A 20,261-nucleotide genomic window follows, 5' to 3' on the forward strand; every position below is an offset into this window, starting at 1 on the left:
ATGTCTCCGCCAAATTCCGAGAGGCTGCTCTGCAGCGAGAAGAGATCAGACATAGCCTGATCATGCAGAACCTCTGCAATTCGGCTTCCGATAACGGGCAAATCCACCCGTCCGACAACATGGCAGATTTTGAGGTCGAGCGTCAGGGGCATCATCACCCCCGCCTCAAGGGTCACACCGAGAGTACGTTCGATCCCCACATAGGCAGACGTCCCCCGATCCATCACGTCAAACAGATAGATCACCGCGCGCCGGACGTCGCTGCCAAAGTCTCCAAAGACTGCCCTCGGCTCCTTGGAACCCAGATCCAGCGCAAATCCGCCTGCTGCCATAGCGATAGACGATGCATACTCAGCAACGATGCTCTCGGCTCTACGCCCCAATGCAAAGTCCGGACGCCCTAATGGTGTTACGCGACGTAGATCCGAACGTGCGATAAGACTGGCGCTTCTGAGTATCTGGCGCGCCCTGAGCGACTCCCTTGTGTCACGGGCGCTGTTTGAACTCTCACTGGTAAACCATGTCCCCGGGAAGAATGGCCCCACGACATATGCCGGGCCGAGACCGTCAAACGCGTCGACCATGGAATCCCAGTAGCCAGAGTACGTCTCTACGAGGCCACCGAGAATGTGAACGACTTCCTCATCTGCATCAGAACTGCCTGTGACGTGGCTTTCGACCCGCACGCCGAGTTGAGATGAAAACGGCAACTGCGGCTCGAGAGCATGGTATGGCATTTCGTGCGAGACCAACTGGCCGGCGACCGACGCTGCGTCTAGGTGAAGCTTCATGAGATCCGCCAAGGCACCGGCACCACAGGCCTGCATGAGCGCATCGGTACTGAAATCACCTCTGCAATGTGACGCGAGCACATCATGGACCATACGAATGGCAAGCGGAGTGCCATCTCGACCGGCGACGTACTCAATCCCGCGACGGAGGACAATGAACTGCGCCCTCTTCCCAGGGAGTTCCTCAATGACCACAGCATGGTTCACAAGGTCTCTGGCGGCGTGCTCAAGAATATCAATGTTACGTTCTTTTATGTCCTCAGGAACCGGCTCCCTCCGGTAATAGGCAATCAGATGTTTTGAAATTACATCGGGGGTTGACGCAACAAACACGGTCCTCGGAGCTTCAGCGCCCATAATCCGGAATTCAACCGGAACTTTAATTTGCTCAAGGATGCTACCCTCGATCTCCTGAACCGCCCGGATCTGCGTTCCGAAGGGCCGAATAACTGAAACGGGCAAAACGGGTTCAACCGGAATATCTTGACCGTTCATCTTCAGGTCCTCCCCACTGATGCCTCGCCGTCGCATAACGGACACCCGTCCGAGCGTATGCGCTTTTGGCAGGTTAGTCAGTAATAGCTACGGTTATTTGCTTCAGCATCCATTCTAGGCCGATTTCCTCTCAATTTCCTACCAACAGCTTGCTCCTGAAGTCTCTTTAAACCCCAGCGCCCTTGGTCATTCACTGGACAATCAGGCCGCTCAAAGGACAGGCTTATGACCCTCCTCTCCTGCACCCTAACCGGAGTCGATCAACAGACCGATCTATCCAAAGTTATCGAGCTCTCATCTCGTTTTCCCGAAGCTGAATTTGCCATCCTGTTTTCACCTGAGCGTTCGGGAGAACAGAAGCGGTTCCCAACCTTTGAGTTCATCCAAAACATGCTGAACGCCGGCCGTGTCCGGTGGGCAGTCCATCTGTGCGGAAGGGCTGTGCCGGATTTCATTCAGTCAGCAGTTTCGAAGGGACATACGGATTGGGATCAGCAGGCCTTCCAACTTGCGACACATCCCAGGGTCTCACGGCTACAATTGAACTTCGCATTCAGGAGAGCAAAGTTTACGGTCCATGAATTAGACACAGCGATTGAATCGCTTGCCATCCCGGTCATCACCCAGGAACACCGAGCCAATGAGGGCGTCTCATGCGCCTTAGCAGCGCCAAATCACCAGGTTCTATTCGATGCTTCAGGTGGGCGCGGTATCCCAGCATCCGAATGGGCGCCGCCACTTGACGGTAAAATCTGCGGTTTCGCCGGCGGCCTAGGCCCGGAGACACTATCGCGTGCGCTTCGAGGCATCAAACAGGTTTGCGATGGGCGTCCATTCTGGATCGATATGGAGACCCGAATTCGGGACGAGAACGATTGGCTCGATTTGGACGCATGCGAGAGGGTTTTGCAGATTGCCCAAAGCGCGTAGCTGAACGAAATCCGCCCTCCATAGATAGTCGAATATAGTGAAAGGCCGCGGTGATCATCACCGCCACCTCTTTTGTTCAGTCCCTCACAATCCCCGACGTCAGTTCGGCGCGTCAACACTTGTCCCGGGCTGGATCAAGACTTCGTCCATTGCAGGCCCAAACCACTTGTCTTTGATCCCCTCGATGATGTTCGAGTAATCGTCGGTCCAGGGAGTGCGGGCGTAGTCGGGCCGGATCAGCTTCCATGTCTGGGCAATATCTCCCAGGTCCTCTGCTCTATGGCCGACCGCCAGAGTGATACTCGCCCCAGTCGCGTCACCGTTGGCCTGTGTCGCACCGGCATAAGTGACCAGGCCCGCCTCGGCCGCAGCTCGTGCAATGATCGCACGCAGGTCCAGGTGTCGGTTAGAAATGTGCATCACCAGCGCTCCATTTGGACTCAGCCGATCCACATAGGAGCGGATCGCCTCGACGGTGATCAAATGAGCCGGAATGGAATCTGAGGAGAAGGCATCCAGAAAGATCAGATCAAACGGAGCATGCTCTTTCTGCAGCGTAAGCCTTGCATCCCCATGGACGATCCTCGACTTTGGCGCACATTTTGCCATGAAGGCGAATAGAGATGGATCGGTTGCGATCTCGCTCACCACGGGATCGATCTCGAAGAAGGTCCAATCCTCTCCTCCCTTGATCGAACAGGCAATACTACCACTCCCCAGGCCGACCGCTGCGACCCGTTTGAGCCGCCCACCTTGAGCATGCCGCACTGCCTCAATCCCAAGCGCATTTGACCCCGCCGGCGTATAGTAGGTCAGCGGCTCGGGCCGGCCTGATACCGGAATGCCTTCCGCTGTCCGGAGCCTCATCGCCCCATGGATCGTGCTGCCGTGACGGATGTACCGAAACTGGCCGTCCGGAGATTCATAGACTTTGTTCACGCCAAAAAACGATCGATAGGATGTTGTCCCGACCACCAGGTCAGACAAGACCGTTACGGTGAGGGCGCAGGCAGCACCAACCAAGACCGCACCGACGGCCTTTCGCCAAGCGATGATCAAGAGAACGATCAGCAACACCCCTGTGATGAACAGGATCGTCTCGCTCAGCCGGTCGACCGCAAGGATCAAGGCGCCACAACCTAACAACAGAACAGCAGCGACAATGCCTGGATAGGCGTCCCTCGAGGTGAGATCTCTCCATGTAATCCGTCGCCCGACAAAGAGAGCGGCTACCAGGAGGATAGGGTACTCAAGAACTCCAGAAAACAGGAACGGCGCCAGCAGACCGCTGAATACGCCGCCTATCACTCCGCCGGCGGACATCCAGACATAGAACGACGTCAGGTTCCGGGCTGTGGGACGGCGTTCGTAAAGAGTCCGATGAGCGATAAGAGCGCTAATAAAGAACACCCCGAGGTGGAGCCCTGCGAGTGCCAGAGTTTCCGACCCTTTCAGCAGCATCACGAACACAAATGCGATGCCCCAGACCTGAGCTGCCTTTAATTTAGCCGACGACGCGAACGACCTATCGCGGAATGTGAAGATGAAAGTCAGCAAAAACAGGGCTAAGGGTAGGACCCATAGAAGGGGAGCGGAGGCCACGTCCGTCGCGATATGGCCTGTGACCGCAACCAGCAGACCAGACGGGACCAAGGCAATCGCCATCCAGCCTACACGGTCCGACCACCTCACGGGAGGCTCCGCAGGGTTATCCGCGGCGGCGACTGCACCGCTGCTCACTCGGCTACGGCGGATCAGGAAAAAGCCGCAAATAGTGACGCCGCAGGCCAGAATGGCATACAGTGATGCCCAGAGAAGGCTCTGCTCCCCCAGCCGTAGCCACGGCTCGATCAGGAGCGGATAAGACAAGAGGGCGAGGAACGATCCGGCGTTTGAGGCGGCATACAGAAAGTACGGGTCTGCAGATTGCTTGTCCCCGACTTGGCCGAACCACGCTTGGAGCAATGGGCCGTTTGCCGACAAAGCAAAGAAGGGCAGCCCCACTGATGCCGCAAACACGCCTAAAAGCCACACTGCCGTCGCCCCCGATGGTTCTGGGTTCCCGAACGCAGTGACCGTGATCGGCAGGCCCGCCATCGCGATGGCCAGAACGGCAACATGCACCCCAACAGCGATGCCCCGGCGCAGCCGCGTCACCAGTAGGTTTGCATAAGCATAGCCAGCCAGCAGGAGAGCCTGGAAGAACACCAAAGCGATCGACCATACCGATGGGGAGCCGCCAAGGATTGGCAGTACCATCTTTGTGAACATTGGCTGCACGCCGAAGAGCAGGAAGGCAGACAGGAATATAACTGAACCAAATAGGGGGAGCATCGTCGAAACGTCCGCGTGACTGGAAACGTGCCTCACTAAGAAAAAGGCCGAGCGTTATGCCCGGCCCCCTTTCACCATCATGAAGTGACGGCAGCTCACCATTTGAAGTTCAGGCCGGCGCGGACGAGATTGCCATTGTTGTCGCTACGCACATGGTAGTCAGCGGCCTCGCCTACAGCGCCGACGTCATACTTCGATGTCCCCAGGTTATAGTAGAGATATTCGAACTTACCCGTCAGGTTGTTGGTGATGACGTATTCAGTGCCGGCGCCAACCGTCCAGCCAGTGCGGGTCTCATCACCATTGCCACTAATGGGCTCAAGAGGCGTCACCACGCGGCCAGTCGTCACCGTGCCCTCAACAAGCGCATTGTTCTTCACGTCTCCGAAGGCCAAGCCACCGGTTCCGTAAACGAAGAACCGATCCGCCGCCACGCCAAGGCGACCGCGCACGGTGCTCAACCACTCAAGGCTGTTCTGGACCGTCACCGTTCCGTTGACAGTATACCCCGTGCCCTCAACCGTTCGCGGCATGGACAAGGCCTTCACGTCATCGAGGTAGCTGATGTCGCCTTCGATGCCGAACACAAGCAGACCCGTCTGCCAGTTGTAGCCAGCTTGGGCGCCGCCGATGAAAGTCTGGAAGTCATCCTTGGGACGAACCCAGCCGCCGAGTTCGGACACGACGGTGTCGCTTCCGAATTGGCCCTGACTCTCGCCATACGCCAGTCCCGCATTGCCTCCGACATAGACACCGGTCCACACGAAACCCGGCTTCAGGCTCTGAACAGCGGACGGCAGGATCGACGAGAACGACGGCGCGGAAAGATCGGCGGCGATCGAAGAAGTGCTGACAAGAGCCAGCGCAGCGGCAGCAATGAAACCCTTCAGATGATTGTTCATGATTTGCGAAACTCCTGGTGTTCGATAGGCCGCTGTTATCCGATCGCCCCGCCCCTGTCTGCAATAAAGCGGGAGAACACGAATTAAAAAGGGGGAAGCCGAACAGTTTGGTAAAGACCTCGCCTCTTTTCTGAAGAGCCGTCCAAATCCGGATCAATCCCTCTCAAAACCCCTGAAATTCTAGGGGCTTCCACTCGCGCCAGGAGGCGCACTCATGGAGACATTTACAGTCACCGTCGCCTTCTATGATGCCTGGCGGGTCCAGACACTCGTGACGAAGGCGGAATCGCCCCTGAAGGCAGGGGAGAGCGCTATCCGCCTGGCCGACGGTCGACGGGTTGAGCGCTACAAACTCGAATCGTGGGATCCCAGCGCCAGCTTCGTTGCCGGTATCCGGCCCGGCGGCAAACTCTCGGACAACAAGTTTGAATTGGATCCGGTACTCAAGGGCCCAGTTCCGTTCCGACTGTCTGAGGAGTTCGCGGCCGGGAGCCCATGCTCGGGTGAGACGGCGCAAAGCCTGGTCGAGACACTGGCCATGCTGCGCCTTTGGGCTGCCGATCAGCTCGGCGGCGCTGCGAGATGCGCCCGCCTGCCTGCGGATCATCCCATCAAACGAGCCTCGAGAGCACTCCTGGCCGCCAAACGAGAAGGCCTGACCCTGTGAGCACGACTGAACGATCGCCTGTTGGCACTCCGTCCCGTGGCTCTGGCCCGCAATTGCTGGGCTTCCAGCTGGCCGATCGGTCCGGGCACAACATCCAAGGCGACGACGAGGACCCTCTCAACCTCATGTCGTTTCAGATCATGACGCCTGCCTATGCGGTCGCCGCGATGGGGAAACTTGGAGGCGATCCCCGGTATCTCCTGATGCCGATCTTTGAGGGAGACATCGAAGAACCCAGCCTCATCGGTCCTAGCGTCACGGAGATCAGCCAATGACGAAGCTTTTGAACCTCGACGAAATGCTCGACTGCGCCAAGGAAATCGGGCTCCCGGACGCGGATCTCTGGGCAGGTCAACTCGAAACCATCGGTTCGACCATGGCGGCCTCCATCGCAGACAAGCTCGGGGTCATCGCAGGGGACGCCTCCGCCGAGGGAGTGGCCTTCGCCGGCACCTGTGCCCCGTTCAATCCGGCCTTCGAAGGACAGCCTTGCCCCGACGCTTTAGATCAATTCGATCCGGATGGCGACTGGGGCACCCAAGCGGATGTCGATAAGGAGACCGCAAATGCATGAGAGAGAGCTTAATCACGCCAGGGCAGTTCTGAAAGCTGCTGGGTTCTCCAGCTACCACAACTACCCGCCCTATGAGGATTTCGACCACTGGCTCAACAATGACCAGGCCGTGGTGATCACGCTTAATGGCGATGATGGGACCTTTTATGGCCTGTACCGGGCGAACAAGGAACCCGGTGGCGACCTGGAAACGTCCGCAAGCCATGTGCGGCAGGGCCTGCTCTCCGCGCTTTCCTCTGACACAGTCGAAGACATTGTCCGCAAATTCGACTCGGCTCTGGTCTTCCCGACCCGACGGTCAACTCCGAGTTCCCCGGGCCCTGTCATCACGGCCGAAACGGTCCTGCAGGAGTTTGTCTCCGACGTTATGGCCGCGCATGGCACGCAGGGCCAGTCCATTGCCGATGTTCGTGACAGTCTCGAAGAGGAATGGCCCGATCTTGCCCCCACCTTCCTGAAGGCGGTTGTGGCTCTCAACAACGAGCATGTTGACGCTGCACGGTGTCTGCTCGACCTAGCCCCTGAGCAGAACCTCCTCCAGGAGCATCCCAGTGCCCTCGTGAGGGTTCAACTGGTCAAAGGGGCCGCCTACCGCATCAGGAAGGAGGGCGCACGCCTTCTGCAGAACGTGACCCTGCCCAGCGGCGGCACGACTAACAAGCGGATCGAACTCCCTGCCGGGGCCGAGATCATCTTCCAAGGATCTCAGCAGGGCCCAGGCTCCGATCCTGGCTATGAGCAGCAATTCACCTACCTGGGGCAGGACGGGCGTTTCTGGCCGACAACCACGATGGGTCTCGCCATAGCGAACGAATGGCTCAGTCCAATCGAGCCCTCCACTAGGTAGAAGTACCGTCTTGACCCCGTTGTCCACGACTTCTGTAGGCGGGCGCCTCGACAAATGATCGAACCGTCTCAATAAGTCCCGAAATCTGCACTTCAATTCGTCTGTTGGAGCCCTGATGAAGAAATCCGCTTTGGCCTTCGGTCTGGTAACGCTTTCCTTGGCCGCCCTCACCACCTCACCTGTTCTCGCGAGGGACCCGTTCGCAGGAGGATACGAGGGCACTGATAGCGTCTGCGCAAAGAACGTATCCTGCAGCTTTGAGATCGATCCGGTCGCAGGTGGGAAGTCCTACACTGCTGTCTTCGAGGCGGAACAGCAGGGACGCAGCCCCGACGGTCTCATTACGCGCAAGACACTCTGCAAAGTGACCGCACAGCTGACGCGGGAGGGTAAGCGCCTCAAAGGCGCTTTCCCTGATGGGCAGCCGATCGAGATCACCCAGGCGGGTGCCGCCACCGTAGCGGTGAGCAAAAGCTCAACTCGCCCTTGCGGTGTGCCGTTTTCGATCAGCGGCAAATACGAAAACATCATGGATTACTGAGCGTCGATCCGATCAACGTAGTTAAGAGGCGAGGCGTCGAAAGATAATCCTCGCCGTATCTCCGTCAATGTTTATCGAACTTGCCCTATTGCAACTGCTGTAAAAGCTCGGTCGAGCGCTGGCTTGAGCTTTCTGACTATTTCGTCGGGAACCTGAACGGGGACGTAGATAGAACTTGAGACGGCCTTAAGGCCTGCTGTTGATGCCGTTCCTGCATGCGCTAGAACCGTATATCCATCGGGTGGGGACTCAGACACCACTTTCACGGCATTTGCGCCATTGGCTCCCACTACGTTTTGGACAGTGGCTGAAATGCCCCTAAGCTGAAGCGCACGGACAGTTGGGCGCATCATGGAATCAAGTTTTCCACCAGGCGCCTCAGCCACTACAAATGTAATGGTACGAGCAGGATAGAACTGCGCTGCGTTCGGGTCCGGTTCGTAACGCGGCTGGATTCGAACTGACTCGATTGGTGCTACTGGTTTGATGTCTTTCAGCGCAGGGATAAACGCAAAGCAAGAATAAGAGTAGCGACCTCGATGCGTCAGGCTGATTTCGATCAAGTAGTCGCGCCCCTCATTGCGGTCGATCTTGTACTGTGACTGGTTCAGTAAGACCTGTTGACCCTTCTCTATAAGTTCTGAGCTTGCCCCTTCTGAACTTACGGATGACGACCTAACTGTCGGAAGCTCAGCGTCCATGCTTCTCCAGTTCATGGTGAACAGTATGGCTTTGCCATAAGGGCTCGCCCAGCAGCTTAAATTTTCTTTCCGAAGAATGCACGCCTTCCAAGCAGATACAACCCCGGAAGCGACTGTGGACTGGGCATAAAACTCGAATGCCTTTTCGCTCCTATCTGAGCTTACGTCGGAGCAGTTTTTTTGTTGCCAGACCGAGAGTTGAGATTGGGTAAGACTGCTTGCCGTCACACTACTACCCTCACCGCTTGCGCCAAAGAGGCCGTAGTTGACCGACCCGCCCCCGCTATCGGTTTGGGATTCTTGTTTCGCTAAGTAGGAGCGCGCTTCTTGTAACGAAGCATTGCATGCCCAGTACCTCTCTGCATTCGCGTATGAACGATCCGTCTTCTTCTCGAATCGTTCGATCAAGTTGGCGCGCAGTATGTCACCGCATTCGTCCGCTAAGACAGAACCGGGGAAGGACATAAGGGAAAGCAGGACGCCGATGGCGCAATGATGTAGCTTTGCCATGGTTCTCACTCCGGGATGCGGCCAATGAAGCACTAAGGACGACACAGGCTAACGCGACTGGAGATTCAAAACACCTAAGGTAAGCCTCAAGCCCGATAGGACGGAGCTTGAGCGAATTCTACTCAGAGGCCGATTCAAACCATTGAGACAAAACGCGTTTCTATTTCTCCGAGCATCCTGATGCAGCAGAACTGATTGTTCAGTCAATCAGTATAAGGATTGTCTTGACCACTCTAAACTTCGCCGTAGTCACCAGCGCATAACTCCCGCAATCTCGGCGTTGCAAAACATTCTATCACGGAATTAATCGGTTTCGCGGAAATCCTGTCCTGGCGGTTATATTACCGGAATCGCGCGATCGACTGACGTCCGCGATGAGCAAAAACTCCGGTAGCTTTTGGACCCTGCCATTCACGATCAGCGGGAACTACCAACCCATTCAGGTACATAGTTCCGATCTGATTGACGTAGTTTATGAGCGTGGGGACAAGAGATACTCTTCGCCCTCTTTGTTCTGTCGAGCATCCCTCAGCGAGAGTCTGCATCTCCCGAAGCCATGAGTGGCTGAGAGCGACAATTGAAAACCCCAGGAAACCTTTATGACCGACGCTGTATTCAAGCCAGCGGTGGAGTACCCGCTGCGTGCCTTCTTGGATCTGTCCACCGCGCATCTCCGGCCGGAGACGATCAACCATCTGAACACGCTCGAAAACGACGAGCTTCCGTTCTCGGGCGGCGTCACCCAGCACGGCTGGCTCGTCTACGCCCCACACGAAGCTGACCTCAAGGCTTATCCGAAGTGCCCGCCCGAAATTGTCGAAGCGATGAAGAAGGCCCGTGAGCTCGGCGCCGACTATGTCCTCTACGACAACGAGGCCGACCCGGACCCGGATGTTCTTCCGGTGTTTGAGCATTGACCCCATCCCGATCGACCAAAGCAGTCCAGTCAACGAGGATAGACATGTTTCGAGAACACATCACGGGCCGGTCCGATAACCCATTCCTTACGTTGCGGGCGAAGCTCCACGATCGCCTCGGCCCACAAGGGCGCGAAACCATACGGGCGAAAGCTGCTCAGACGATGTTCGCCGCTCAGGATTTGACGGTTGAGAAGCCGTGGGCTGAGTTTCAACACGAAGGCTTCAAGTTCCGGGTGAGGCAGGACGGCCATGATCTGATGGTTGAGTTGACCGGAGAACCGACTCTCGACGAGGCCCTTAAGGCTCGCGACCTCTCCCATAAGCGCGATGCCCTCACCAGTGCGGATGGGCGCCATACGATCAAGGATGAGGCGGGCACGATCATTGGCAGGTTTACCGCAACCGAAGCGTGGGCCGAGGTCGTCCAGGACACCAAGCGCCCACTTCCGGATTTCGATCCGTCCAAGGTCCGGATCGAGCGCCATCGCATGAGTGTGACCCAGGGCGAGACGTCCGTGTTCTACGATGAACGTCTTCTCAACCGCTACGGCGACAAGATCGTCATGCTTGAAAGGGACGCCACTGCGCCCGCCGGCGCCCAGGTCATCGGTGGCTATCACGGGTACGGCGACGACGAATGGATCGATGTCGCCCGCCGCGTGGTCACCCGAGGCTCCTGGTAAGGAGCCTCCCCTCATCTCCTTTGCCAGGCTGTCCGATGCCCCGCAGTTCTACCGCTCTCCTCCAATCAGAGTTCGACTTCGACGTTTTCATTGCCGATCCCGTTGCAACTCCGCCGCTGTCGATCCAGCCCCGCATCATTGGAGCGGATCCCCTGCCCCGCTCGGACGCGGTCAACGACAACACGGCTGGAGATCCGACGGCCCTCCTGCAGGTTCTGAAGCAAAAGCTGGTGATCTTCGCGTCCGGCATGAGTCGAATTGGGGACCTGGAAGCGGGAACCTATGTCTGGAACAATCTGAGGAGCCGTGGCATCGGCGTTGAAGCAGGTGAGTTGTCCAGCAACGCCGTCGAGGCGATCGCCGAAGCGGTTATTCTGCGAGAGACCCAGATATTTGTCGATTCCGGAGCCTTCAGCGAATTTAAGCGCAGCCTCAAAGCCTCGGCACGACCAAAGCGGATCACGTGCGATCTGTTCTCCGATGCGACGGAGAGGCTCTTGGCCAATTGCCAGACGGTTGATTTCTCCCGCGTCTGGCACCGCTATGAGAGCATAAAGGCGACGATCGCCTACTTCCTCAATGGCGACTCCGGCATCGTGGGGGCGGCCACGCCCGATAATCCGGACTACCCGCGCCCTCTCTTCGTCATGCCGGATGTGGTTGGCGATCAAACGGCCAGTATCGCCCTGGTGGAGCGCTACCGCTCGTGGATCCTTGAGGAAATCGAACAGGATCAGTCGATCCCGATCATCCCCATTCAGGTGGGGGACCTGACCCTTGCCCAGGCCTTCACCCGTGTCATGGAGATTTTAGGGCGGGATACCTTTGTCATTGGATTGCCCTCGAACGAGAGAGCGATCACGCCCGACCAGCTGCGGGCCTTCATTCAGGAGGTCCTCCCGAAGCGCATCCACTTCCTAGAGCACCGGCGGTTCAGACGAATCCATAACCTGCAGCAGTGAAGTAGTTGCGGCATTCCTCAGGCTCGACCCCATCGCAGATCTCCCCGATGGCGCGCCAGAGCGCGTCAAAGGTACGGGCTTCGGCTTTGCGCAGGAGCGCCTTGAGCTTGGCGAACAGTTGCTCAATTGGGTTCATGTCCGGACTGTACGGGGGCAGGAACAGGAACCAGGCGCCGCGTTGCTTCAGGCACTCCGCCGCCTTCTCACTCTTGTGCGCCGCCAGGTTGTCGAGGATCACCACGTCGCCTTTGGACCAGGTCGGAGCAAGCTGGGTCTCGACATAGGTCTCGAAGATCTGCCGGGTCATCGGCCCGTCAATCACCCAAGGCGCCGTCAGACCACAGTAGCGCAGCCCCACCACAAAGGTTTGGGTCAGCCAGTGGCCGAACGGCGCCTTGGCATACAGGCGCTGCCCTTTCAGGCAGCGGCCGCGCAGGCGCGTCATCTTGGTCGAGGTGCCGGTCTCATCGAGAAAGACGAGCCGATGCGGCTCCTGGCGCATGCGCGGCTGGCGCTTGGCGTGCCAGTGCTCGCGCGCCTGACGCACGTCGGAGCGATCTTGTTCGCTGGCCCGCAGCGTTTTTTTTAAAACTGTAGCCCTGGCGGATAAACCAGTGCGAGATCGACGCGGGCGTGACCTTGGTGCCGAGGGCCAGCAGTTCGGCCGCGAGTTGGGGCATGGTGATGTCGTTCGCCTCGGTCACGCGCCGGATGAGGAAGTCGCGATGCGGGTCGAGCTTGGAATAGCGCCAGCCGCCCTCGGGTTTGGCGGCCAGGCTGCCGGTGGCCCGGTACGTCGCCATCAGCCGCACCACAAAGGCGACCGAGACCTCGAAGTGGCGGGCGGCCTCATGGCAGGAATGGCCCGCCTCGACAAAGCGCGCCACCCGGCGGCGCAGGTCCAGCGAGTAGGACTTGGTCATCGCTCATCTCCTCCCAGGAAGAGGGTCGAGATGAGTGAATCACGAAGCCGCCACGTCGCATAGCCCCAGCGACTCGGTCAGAACTGCCGTTGCTCTAGGTGCCGCATCGTCAAAAACCTTAGATCCGAAGCTCCAGATTCTCGCAGAGGTCGGTCACGTCCCCGAGTTTCTCACCGCTGACGCCAATATCTGCCGATCCGCTGTTTACGGGAAAGGCATCGACAAGAACCGCTTCCGCGCCATCGTCGAGACGCTCTACCGGCGCTCCGCCGAGGCTCAATTGGCTGCCGGTGAGCATCCCACGTGGAGAAAGACCAAGCCAGGAGACCGCCTCCCCGATGGAACGCACCTGGTCCTGAAAGGTCTGAAGTGTAGGCTTCAGGCCACGCAGATCGCCGCTCAGCATAGGGGCGGCAAGGTCATTCCAGACGGGCCCGTCCGCTTCGCCGTTACTGCCGCGTAGCCCTTCCTCACCATTCATCGACACGGATCAGCTTATGCCCCGAAACACTCTCGGCGCCAGCCAGATGGCGTTCGACTTCGACGCCTTGTTTGCGCCGCAGCCTACGATGCCTGAGGCGGTAAAAGAAGCCGTCAAGGACGCAGTGTTCGCCTACAGAAACCCAGTCAAAGCGCCTTCCGGAGATCCCGAGACAAAGCCGTGGGCTGACCGCCCAGAGGCTGTCGAGGATAAGACCCCTTGCATCCTCGAGATTGATGGCATCCGGGCGATCTGCACGCCGGATCGCTGGATGTGCTTCTACGCGATCGATCCGGGCAAGCCTTTCATCAGCGAGACTGGATTCATGTCGGGTTGCTCCAGCCGAAAGGGATCGTCCGAGGAAACCTTCATGGCGCTCCTTACGGAGCGCAGGAAGCAGCACAAGGGTAAGCTGCCGATCCCGGCGACCACCTACCGACTCCCCGAGCCAGGCGAAGACGGCCCGCAGCCGGCCACCGGTGCGCTTCTCGCGCTGAAGAAACTCAAGACCGATCCCTACAATGCGGCCCTCATCATCGAAGGGAACGGTCAATGGAGCGATGGCACCTGTTCCGATCACGGCAAGCCTGAACGTCTGAAGGAGCGCACTAAGGACATGATGCCCGACGGCTTCGACGTCGAAGTCGACGCCAAGGGCCATGGCTTCGCCCTCATCGCTCCGAACGGCCGCAGATGGCCAGAGGACGGGTCGTACTTCCCTGCCCTGCATAACATCCGGTGCGCCGTCACACGGCAGGCCCGTGACGATGCCGAAACCGGCGCTCCCTTCTTTTTCGAACCCCTTCCGCAAGCTGCTCGAACAACAGGTCACCCATGTCGACAGACACCGTACTCAGCCTCGAAGCCTCCCTTCCCAAGACCGGCGACCAGATCACGGTCCAAGCCGACGGGCTTACGATCCTCATCAAGCGTCAGGACGAGGGCGTAAGCGTCTATACCTATGGCGCCGGGCAGGAGGCGCTCAAGGAAGACTGGACCCTCTTCACTGAGGGGCAGACTGACGAAAGTCCCTATGAGGCTGCGGCCCGGGCTGCGGGATGGTCACTGCTCTCGGCCCAAGACGATCACGAGGAGGCCTTCGTTTTGCAGGTAGAGGGTCAGGATGATCGTATCGAGCCCTACGGCGACTGGGAGGAACTCTGCTTGAGCGAAGGCATCGAGGTGGCCTCAGCCCCCTCAAAGCCCGTCACAGGCCCTATTCCCGCGACGGCTTCCCGTCCGGACTGGAACGCTCTGCCCGATCTGCGCCAAGCCGAGAAGGAAGGATGGCGCATTTCGGAATGCAACGAGGAGACCGAAACAGCCCGGCTCGAGCGCGACGACAGCATGGGCGTATTCGCCGGCGATGCCGAGGCCTGGACCCATGTCTTCAGCCAGGCTCAGGGAGGCAGTGCCTATCACCAGTCGATCCTGAACTGGCTGAAGGACAATGCGCCCGTCGAGTTCCAGCGGATCACCGTTCACCAAGAGGCACTGCAGGACAAAACCACCTGGGCGATTGTCAACGATGCCGATGAGTTCTGGTCCAACGAGGACGGTTGGGTCGATCAGGAGTCGAAGACCCTGTTCTACGCCCACGAGAAGCTCACCGTGAACCTGCCGATGGGCGGCCAGTGGACACCGGCCAGCTAGAACAAGGGATCAGGGTCATGTTGCTGGTAAGACGAGGGAATGTTACACTTCCAAAGTTGATACTTGCAGTATTGAGCCCAGCTGTACCTGCCGGGCAGGAAGAACTATTCAACCCTTCGCTGCGGCGGCCAAGAACATTTCCGCCTGAGTCTTCGGGTGCCACACGGACCTAGTCTTGCCACGCTGGGTGGTGCGTCGGCTCATGAGGAGCCGGGGAGTTGCAATATGCCCGGACGAATCCTTCCTGAAGAGATCAGGCTGTATGCGGTGCCTGGCGCTGAGGACTCCCAGGATTTTTCAATCGAGTTCGGGAATGTCAGCCGCACCCTTACAGTCTCGTTGACAGGTTCCAGCCTCATCGAAATCGAAGAGTTCCTGGTCTCAGTCTCAGTCGAGGGTCCGGGCGTCGATCCCGATCCTGGAACGGGTGGCCCTTTCATCCCGGGCGATGGCGATGAGCCTCCGTTCGGGGGTGGCGGCGTTGAAGTCCATGACGAAATCCTCGCCACACCGGGCCTTGGCCAGCCCTTCCAGGTTAGCCCTGAGCAGAGGGTCACCGGACGGGTGCGGGCTCGCGTCGGAGCGGGGCACATCGCAGGCGTCTTCACCGCCACTCTGAAGGTGGAGGGTCTGGATGCACCCGCATCTATCCAAGTGCGTCTGGTCACCGGCACGCTGCGGATCGAGACGCTAGAGAGCCCAGCCTACCTGCATCAGGATACGTGGGATGTCCTGCCGCTGCGCATTGCCCTTCCCGGAGCGGCAGGCACCGAGTTGCGTCTTACGCCGGACACTCCAGCTCAGGGGCGCATACCGCTGCGGGTGGTACCGCCGGATGAGGGACGCGCAGCGGCAAACCTGGAGGTACTCATTCCAGCACCGAGCTTCCCGCTCGGTCCTACAAACATCGTCATCAAAGTCGAGGGCCTTGCCCAGTCAGCCGTGCTTTTCGGGGTGGAGATTGAGGTCGCCGCAAGACCGCCACGTGGCGAAGGTCCAGTCGAATTGAACCAGGCGTTATGGGACGCCATGGGAGCGGCCCTCCTGCCTCTAAGGGTCAGGTGTGTCGGATTTCACTGCTACGGCGAGTCGACCGAAATCTCTTCGTCCGAGGAACCGCAGTTTTTCTTCGGCGTATTACCGGCCAATGAGCCCGCGTGGCTGACGGCCCATACCGGGGTGTACGGGGGAGTCGACAAGGGCGAGACACGGGGAGCGGATGTCGAGCTCTACTCCGGCCGATCCAGGCTCATGTTGATCCAGACCACTGTCATTGAACACGACGAGGGCAATCCCGAGCAAATCAAGACCATCGTCGAGGGCGCCTATGACAAGGGCTCTGAGGAGCTTGCCAGCGCGGCTGCGGCGACTGTGCCAGTCGTCGGCCCCTACATCGCCATTGCCGTATGGTTGTCCTTTTTGGTGGGAAAGTCGGACGCAGTGAAAGGGATCATGGAGGGCCTTGGGCTGGATCCCGATACCGTCGGGACGTCCGAAATCGTTCTGACCGCGAAGCAGCTGCGCGAGTATGCGGGGTCCCCCCCATCCGACTTCTTCGGTCTCAAAGCGCATTTCGCGACGCCCATCATCACGCGTAAGAGCGAGGGCGCTTTTGCGGCATTCTTCCTAGTTGAGCGTACTTAGGCTCAACTTGAAATTGGCGAACCGCCGCGCCGACGGGATCATTGCTCTTTTCTCATAGAGGGCGGTGACGAACTGGGACCATCGCTTGTTCTTTCCCTACTAAAGAATACCCCCTATGAGACGGGGGCTGCGACAGAGTGCAAAGTTTTTGAACTCCTCGGCAAAGTCTGTTCCCCTATAATCACGTACAAGGCTGGGATCATAGTCCGGCGCCCGGGGGGCTCATGGCGGCGAAGAAAACGGAAAGGCGGGTTCAACTGAATGTCGATCCCGCTGCCAACGAGAATACAAGGCGGCAGCGGCCTGTGCTGTCGGAGCAGGAAGCTCTTGTTCTCCGACTATTAGCTGCAGGCGTCCCGACGAGTGCCATTGCAGACCGGCTCGCGGTCAATGAACCCGAGGTCAAGCAGCACATCAAAGCCTTGCTTCTCAAAGTCAGGGCCAAGTCCAAGCCTTCGCTGGTGTCTCACGGACCGACGCCTGATTGAAGCAGAGTCCGCCTCACTGAGGAGGATCGCGCTTCACCGCCCGCTTGATCAACTCGATCATCTCCGGCAGCCGATAAGGCTTTGGCAGAAACGGGACACCCGCAGACGCGCACATCCCGTGACAGGCGCGGGGGCGGCCGGACGTAAAGACAACCGACAGAAGCGGTTGGAGCGTCAAAGCTGATGCCGCCAGGTCAATCCGTCCCGACCGCCGAGATTGATGTCCGTAAAGAGGACGTCCACGGAAACTTCGGCCAAAATCACCTCGGCTTCCTCGGCGCTCGCGGCGGTAAACACCTCGAAGCCGGCCTCTGTCAGGGCTTCAGCCGCAATCTCGCCGATGATCAACTCATCTTCGACCACGAGCACGCGCTGGCACAGATTCTTTGGAAGGCGAGCTTTAGCCGGGGCTGGCCGGCTCCAAGGGGACAGGATCGGTGTCATGTGCGCAACCTCACTGAGCTAGTCCGCGTGGTTAACGACGCGCCTGCCCAGCAGTTCGGCTCCCGGACCGACAAGCGGCCGGTATGGTAAGCAAAGGGTTATCGAGCCAATTCGAACCAACCAGAAGGGCTGTCATCGAGAGATGACGGCCCTTTTGCCTGGTGCACTCCCAATCCGGAAAACCCCAGAAACATCAATCGAGGACGCCTGAAATGACCCACGAATTGCATGAGGCCTTTGGGTTCAAGAAAGACGACGTGGTTCAAATGCTGGTCGAAACCAGCGGCTTGGACGCCGATGACAATGAACTCACGCTCCCGATCGGCGCCGTGGCGATCATTGATCGCATTGAGCGCCTCGAGGGATCTCAGGGGATCGCATTCACCCTCGCCATCGAGGGCAAGATCGTCAACGTGTTCGACGAGGGCGATGGGCTCCCGGCCAGGAAGTTCTTCGAGCCGGTCCTCACGGAACGCGACGACACCAAACGCCCGCTCACACTCGCCGACGTGAAGGACGCCGACACCTATACCCACGCCGCCTTCGTTCACGGCGAGAATTCGGAAGGTGACCATGAGGTTGGCGATCTTCAGGACCTGTTCCGCGCCGCCTGGGGCCTCATGACAGAAGAGCAGAAGATCGACTTCCTCTTCACGGATCAGGCCAAAGCCGTCCTGTCCGCGGCCCATATCCTCACCGAATAATCCATCCTCAATCCACTTAGAAGAGGGAAATCATGAACCGCGCTCGCCCGACCCGGGCCCAAATCAAGTCCATGCACCAGCTCTTTCAACGCTCTCCGGATGGCAGTCCGAATTACCGAGCTTTCCGGAAGAGGTTCCGGCTCCTCTCATTCGACAGCATCTTCGGCGGAACCTGGCACGGGATGTTCATCGGCATCGAAACCGACGGCTACCGGCACTCGTGAACAATGCTGGGGAGACCTGATGGAAGAGTGTCGCAGAGCCTTGGTTCGACGATGAATTCGCGGCATCAAATCACCATATCTCAGGCTCTCCCATAGCGCCCGAAAGCCGGGCAAGGACATCCCTTAGGTTCTCACATGAGCGATCTCTTCCAGACGGCCACGGCGCGCAACCGCCCTAAGCCCCTCGCCGCTCAGATACGGCCAACCCGCCTCGACGACATCGTTGGGCAGCGCCATCTCCTTGCCCCCGGCACGGTGCTCCGGAATATCGTGTCCTCCGGGCGTGTGGGGGCATTGCTGTTCTGGGGTCCTCCGGGAACCGGCAAGACGACGATTGCGAGGTCCATCGGCCAGGAGATCGGGAAGGAGTTTCGGGAACTCCACCCCGCACACAACAACGTCTCTGACATCAAGGAACTCGGCAGGGAAGCGCAGGTTCGCGACCTCTTGGTCTTTGCCGATGAGGTGCATCGCTTCAGCAGCAGCCAAAGCGACTATCTTCTCGGCCTTGTCGAGGACGGCGTCTTTGACCTGATTGGCGCGACGACGGGCAACCCGAGTTTCGTTCTCACCCCTGCCCTTGTGTCACGCATGACTGTCTTCCGGCTTGAGCCGCTGACCGTCGACGACATGAAGAACGTTGTCGTTCGCGCCGTGGCCCACTTCGACGCCAAGGGAGTTTCAGTCAAAGTTGATGAAGCAGCTCTCGCCCAACTCACAGCTCATGCGGGCGGAGATGCCAGGCGCGCGCTCACGGCGATGGATCGGCTCACGGCCCACGCCACCGCCGGCTCAACGCTTACCATAACTGGCGAGATGGTCGCAGACCTGTTTCAGGCATCGCCGGTTCTGTATGATCGGAACGCCGATCAGCACTATGACTCGATCAGCGCCTTCATCAAGTCAATGCGAGGCTCTGACCCCGACGCGACGCTCTACTGGTTGGCCAAGTTGATTCATGCTGGCGAAGACCCGAGATTTATCGCCAGGCGGATCATGATCCATGCCTCTGAGGATGTCGGCCTCGCCGACAACACGGCCTTACAGACGGCTGTCGCTGCGCTGCAGGCCGTGCAGCATATCGGCTATCCAGAGGCCCAGATCGTCCTCGCACATGCAGCTCTGCATATCTGCCGGGCTCCGAAATCCAATTCGGTCTGCCGCGGGATTGGACAGGCTATGGCCTACGTTCAGTCAGCTCCGCCGATCCCAGTTCCGCTGCATCTGCGCGACACCCACTATGCCAGCGCCAAATCCTTGCATGGCTATGGCGGGTACATCTTTCCGCATGACGATGCGAGAGGCTGGGTGGAGCAGGAATATGCCCCGGGCATCACATCCGGCCAGTTCTATCAAAGCGACAGCCGGGGTCCGAATACCTTTGAGGGCCGCGCCGACCAGTTCTGGGCGGAAGTGACTGGCCGGGAGCAATCGCGGCATCCGAAGAAAGGTTAATATCGTTTTTGCCTCTTTGTTGCCACGGTTCCACTGCCCAACTAGCCTCCTTCGCGTGATCGATCGGTCACCGTAGGGCGGAGCAGGACGCTCCGCCGGAGGGGAACTACTAGGGACTAGAGACGAGAATGGCGACTGGCACGGTAAAGTGGTTTAACGAAACCAAAGGTTACGGCTTCATTCAGCCGGACAATGGCGGCAAGGACGTGTTCGTTCATATTTCAGCAGTGGAGCGCGCAGGCCTCCGCGGTCTAAAGGACGGCCAGAAGATCTCCTACGAGATCGAGCAGGACCGCCGGTCGGGCAAAGAGTCTGCGGCCAACCTGCAGGAGGTCTAAGACCTCTCACATTGGCGGATCGACCCGCCTTCACAACGAGCCGCTCCATC

24 protein-coding genes are annotated in these 20,261 nt (G+C 58.8%); 18 read left to right on the forward strand and 6 right to left on the reverse strand.

What is annotated here, in order from left to right; all coding sequences use genetic code 11:
• Positions 1–875: 875 nt before the first annotated feature.
• Positions 876–1,094 carry a hypothetical protein gene (locus DDF70_RS39235; protein WP_425374094.1) on the forward strand — a complete coding sequence of 73 codons (219 nt, stop codon included), beginning with the start codon at positions 876–878 and terminating at the stop codon, positions 1,092–1,094.
• A gap of 417 nt (positions 1,095–1,511) precedes the next feature.
• On the forward strand, positions 1,512–2,216 hold the full coding sequence (locus DDF70_RS19485) for a hypothetical protein (protein ID WP_114946509.1): 705 nt from the start codon (positions 1,512–1,514) through the stop codon (positions 2,214–2,216).
• 99 nt (positions 2,217–2,315) lie between these two features.
• On the opposite strand, the gene DDF70_RS19490 is transcribed toward DDF70_RS19485, so the two are convergent.
• Both DDF70_RS19490 and DDF70_RS19495 read right to left on the reverse strand, forming a co-directional pair.
• A complete protein-coding gene (locus DDF70_RS19490) occupies positions 2,316–4,550 on the reverse strand; it encodes a fused MFS/spermidine synthase (protein ID WP_114946510.1) in 2,235 nt (744 codons plus the stop codon).
• A gap of 95 nt (positions 4,551–4,645) precedes the next feature.
• Positions 4,646–5,452, reverse strand: a complete 807-nt coding sequence (locus DDF70_RS19495; protein ID WP_114946511.1) for an outer membrane protein — start codon at positions 5,450–5,452, stop codon at positions 4,646–4,648.
• 214 nt (positions 5,453–5,666) lie between these two features.
• Here DDF70_RS19495 and DDF70_RS19500 point away from each other — a divergent pair, with 214 nt between their 5' ends.
• The 5 genes from DDF70_RS19500 to DDF70_RS19520 all read left to right on the forward strand — a co-directional run bounded on the left by DDF70_RS19500 (position 5,667) and on the right by DDF70_RS19520 (position 8,081).
• Positions 5,667–6,119 (forward strand): hypothetical protein, encoded by a 453-nt coding sequence (locus DDF70_RS19500; RefSeq protein WP_114946512.1) that lies wholly within the window; start codon positions 5,667–5,669, stop codon positions 6,117–6,119.
• Entirely contained in the window at positions 6,116–6,394 is a 279-nt protein-coding gene (locus tag DDF70_RS37530) for a hypothetical protein (RefSeq protein ID WP_114946513.1), read from the forward strand. Before DDF70_RS19500 ends, DDF70_RS37530 begins: the two co-directional genes overlap by 4 nt.
• Entirely contained in the window at positions 6,391–6,693 is a 303-nt protein-coding gene (locus DDF70_RS19510) for a hypothetical protein (protein ID WP_114946514.1), read from the forward strand. Before DDF70_RS37530 ends, DDF70_RS19510 begins: the two co-directional genes overlap by 4 nt.
• Positions 6,686–7,540, forward strand: coding sequence for a hypothetical protein (locus DDF70_RS19515; RefSeq protein ID WP_114946515.1), 855 nt, complete (start codon positions 6,686–6,688; stop codon positions 7,538–7,540). Before DDF70_RS19510 ends, DDF70_RS19515 begins: the two co-directional genes overlap by 8 nt.
• A gap of 115 nt (positions 7,541–7,655) precedes the next feature.
• Positions 7,656–8,081 carry a hypothetical protein gene (locus tag DDF70_RS19520; protein WP_114946516.1) on the forward strand — a complete coding sequence of 142 codons (426 nt, stop codon included), beginning with the start codon at positions 7,656–7,658 and terminating at the stop codon, positions 8,079–8,081.
• A 71-nt stretch (positions 8,082–8,152) separates the two neighbouring features.
• On the opposite strand, the gene DDF70_RS36695 is transcribed toward DDF70_RS19520, so the two are convergent.
• Complete coding sequence (locus DDF70_RS36695; RefSeq protein ID WP_162820512.1) at positions 8,153–9,292, reverse strand: type 2 periplasmic-binding domain-containing protein; 1,140 nt, start codon at positions 9,290–9,292, stop codon at positions 8,153–8,155.
• Positions 9,293–9,891: 599 nt separating this feature from the next.
• On the opposite strand from DDF70_RS36695, the gene DDF70_RS19525 reads away from it, so the two are divergent.
• Genes DDF70_RS19525 through DDF70_RS19535 form a run of 3 tightly spaced genes read left to right on the forward strand, consistent with a single transcriptional unit; the run spans position 9,892 to position 11,857 of the window.
• Complete coding sequence (locus tag DDF70_RS19525; RefSeq protein ID WP_114946517.1) at positions 9,892–10,209, forward strand: DUF5983 family protein; 318 nt, start codon at positions 9,892–9,894, stop codon at positions 10,207–10,209.
• A 44-nt stretch (positions 10,210–10,253) separates the two neighbouring features.
• A complete protein-coding gene (locus tag DDF70_RS19530; RefSeq protein ID WP_162820513.1) occupies positions 10,254–10,895 on the forward strand; it encodes a hypothetical protein in 642 nt (213 codons plus the stop codon).
• A 35-nt stretch (positions 10,896–10,930) separates the two neighbouring features.
• Positions 10,931–11,857, forward strand: a complete 927-nt coding sequence (locus DDF70_RS19535) for a hypothetical protein (RefSeq protein ID WP_114946519.1) — start codon at positions 10,931–10,933, stop codon at positions 11,855–11,857.
• Here DDF70_RS19535 and DDF70_RS19540 read toward each other — a convergent pair.
• Positions 11,829–12,780, reverse strand: a protein-coding gene (locus DDF70_RS19540; RefSeq protein WP_245435564.1) for an IS630 family transposase whose coding sequence is annotated in 2 segments (ribosomal slippage) — positions 11,829–12,443 and positions 12,445–12,780 — 951 coding nt in all. Because the reading frame shifts where the segments join, the coding sequence is not laid out codon by codon here. The two genes, DDF70_RS19535 and DDF70_RS19540, sit on opposite strands and share 29 nt — an antisense overlap.
• Positions 12,781–12,814: 34 nt before the next feature.
• Between DDF70_RS19540 and DDF70_RS36700 the strand changes: the two genes are divergently transcribed.
• A complete protein-coding gene (locus DDF70_RS36700; protein WP_162820514.1) occupies positions 12,815–13,243 on the forward strand; it encodes a hypothetical protein in 429 nt (142 codons plus the stop codon).
• A 7-nt stretch (positions 13,244–13,250) separates the two neighbouring features.
• On the opposite strand, the gene DDF70_RS19550 is transcribed toward DDF70_RS36700, so the two are convergent.
• On the reverse strand, positions 13,251–13,922 hold the full coding sequence (locus DDF70_RS19550) for a hypothetical protein (protein ID WP_114946521.1): 672 nt from the start codon (positions 13,920–13,922) through the stop codon (positions 13,251–13,253).
• Between the two features lie 173 nt (positions 13,923–14,095).
• Here DDF70_RS19550 and DDF70_RS19555 point away from each other — a divergent pair, with 173 nt between their 5' ends.
• From DDF70_RS19555 to DDF70_RS19565, 3 genes are all read left to right on the forward strand, one after another.
• Positions 14,096–14,914, forward strand: a complete 819-nt coding sequence (locus DDF70_RS19555) for a hypothetical protein (protein WP_114946522.1) — start codon at positions 14,096–14,098, stop codon at positions 14,912–14,914.
• A 225-nt stretch (positions 14,915–15,139) separates the two neighbouring features.
• Positions 15,140–16,558 (forward strand): hypothetical protein, encoded by a 1,419-nt coding sequence (locus DDF70_RS19560; protein ID WP_114946523.1) that lies wholly within the window; start codon positions 15,140–15,142, stop codon positions 16,556–16,558.
• A 224-nt stretch (positions 16,559–16,782) separates the two neighbouring features.
• Positions 16,783–17,046 (forward strand): LuxR C-terminal-related transcriptional regulator, encoded by a 264-nt coding sequence (locus DDF70_RS19565; protein ID WP_114946524.1) that lies wholly within the window; start codon positions 16,783–16,785, stop codon positions 17,044–17,046.
• A gap of 174 nt (positions 17,047–17,220) precedes the next feature.
• On the opposite strand, the gene DDF70_RS38145 is transcribed toward DDF70_RS19565, so the two are convergent.
• Positions 17,221–17,490: a response regulator gene (locus DDF70_RS38145; RefSeq protein WP_245435565.1), complete on the reverse strand. Its 270-nt coding sequence runs from the start codon at positions 17,488–17,490 to the stop codon at positions 17,221–17,223.
• 212 nt (positions 17,491–17,702) lie between these two features.
• Here DDF70_RS38145 and DDF70_RS19575 point away from each other — a divergent pair, with 212 nt between their 5' ends.
• From DDF70_RS19575 to DDF70_RS19590, 4 genes are all read left to right on the forward strand, one after another.
• The gene (locus tag DDF70_RS19575) at positions 17,703–18,194 is read left to right on the forward strand and encodes a hypothetical protein (protein ID WP_114946525.1); all 492 of its coding nucleotides are present in this window, start codon (positions 17,703–17,705) and stop codon (positions 18,192–18,194) included.
• A 32-nt stretch (positions 18,195–18,226) separates the two neighbouring features.
• Complete coding sequence (locus DDF70_RS19580) at positions 18,227–18,418, forward strand: hypothetical protein (RefSeq protein ID WP_114946526.1); 192 nt, start codon at positions 18,227–18,229, stop codon at positions 18,416–18,418.
• A gap of 135 nt (positions 18,419–18,553) precedes the next feature.
• The gene (locus tag DDF70_RS19585; protein ID WP_114946527.1) at positions 18,554–19,873 is read left to right on the forward strand and encodes a replication-associated recombination protein A; all 1,320 of its coding nucleotides are present in this window, start codon (positions 18,554–18,556) and stop codon (positions 19,871–19,873) included.
• Positions 19,874–20,001: 128 nt separating this feature from the next.
• Positions 20,002–20,211, forward strand: coding sequence for a cold-shock protein (locus tag DDF70_RS19590; RefSeq protein WP_114946528.1), 210 nt, complete (start codon positions 20,002–20,004; stop codon positions 20,209–20,211).
• Positions 20,212–20,261 lie beyond the last annotated feature (50 nt).

It is taken from the genome of Microvirga calopogonii, from assembly GCF_003347665.1.
Classification (GTDB): Bacteria; Pseudomonadota; Alphaproteobacteria; order Rhizobiales; family Beijerinckiaceae; genus Microvirga; species Microvirga calopogonii.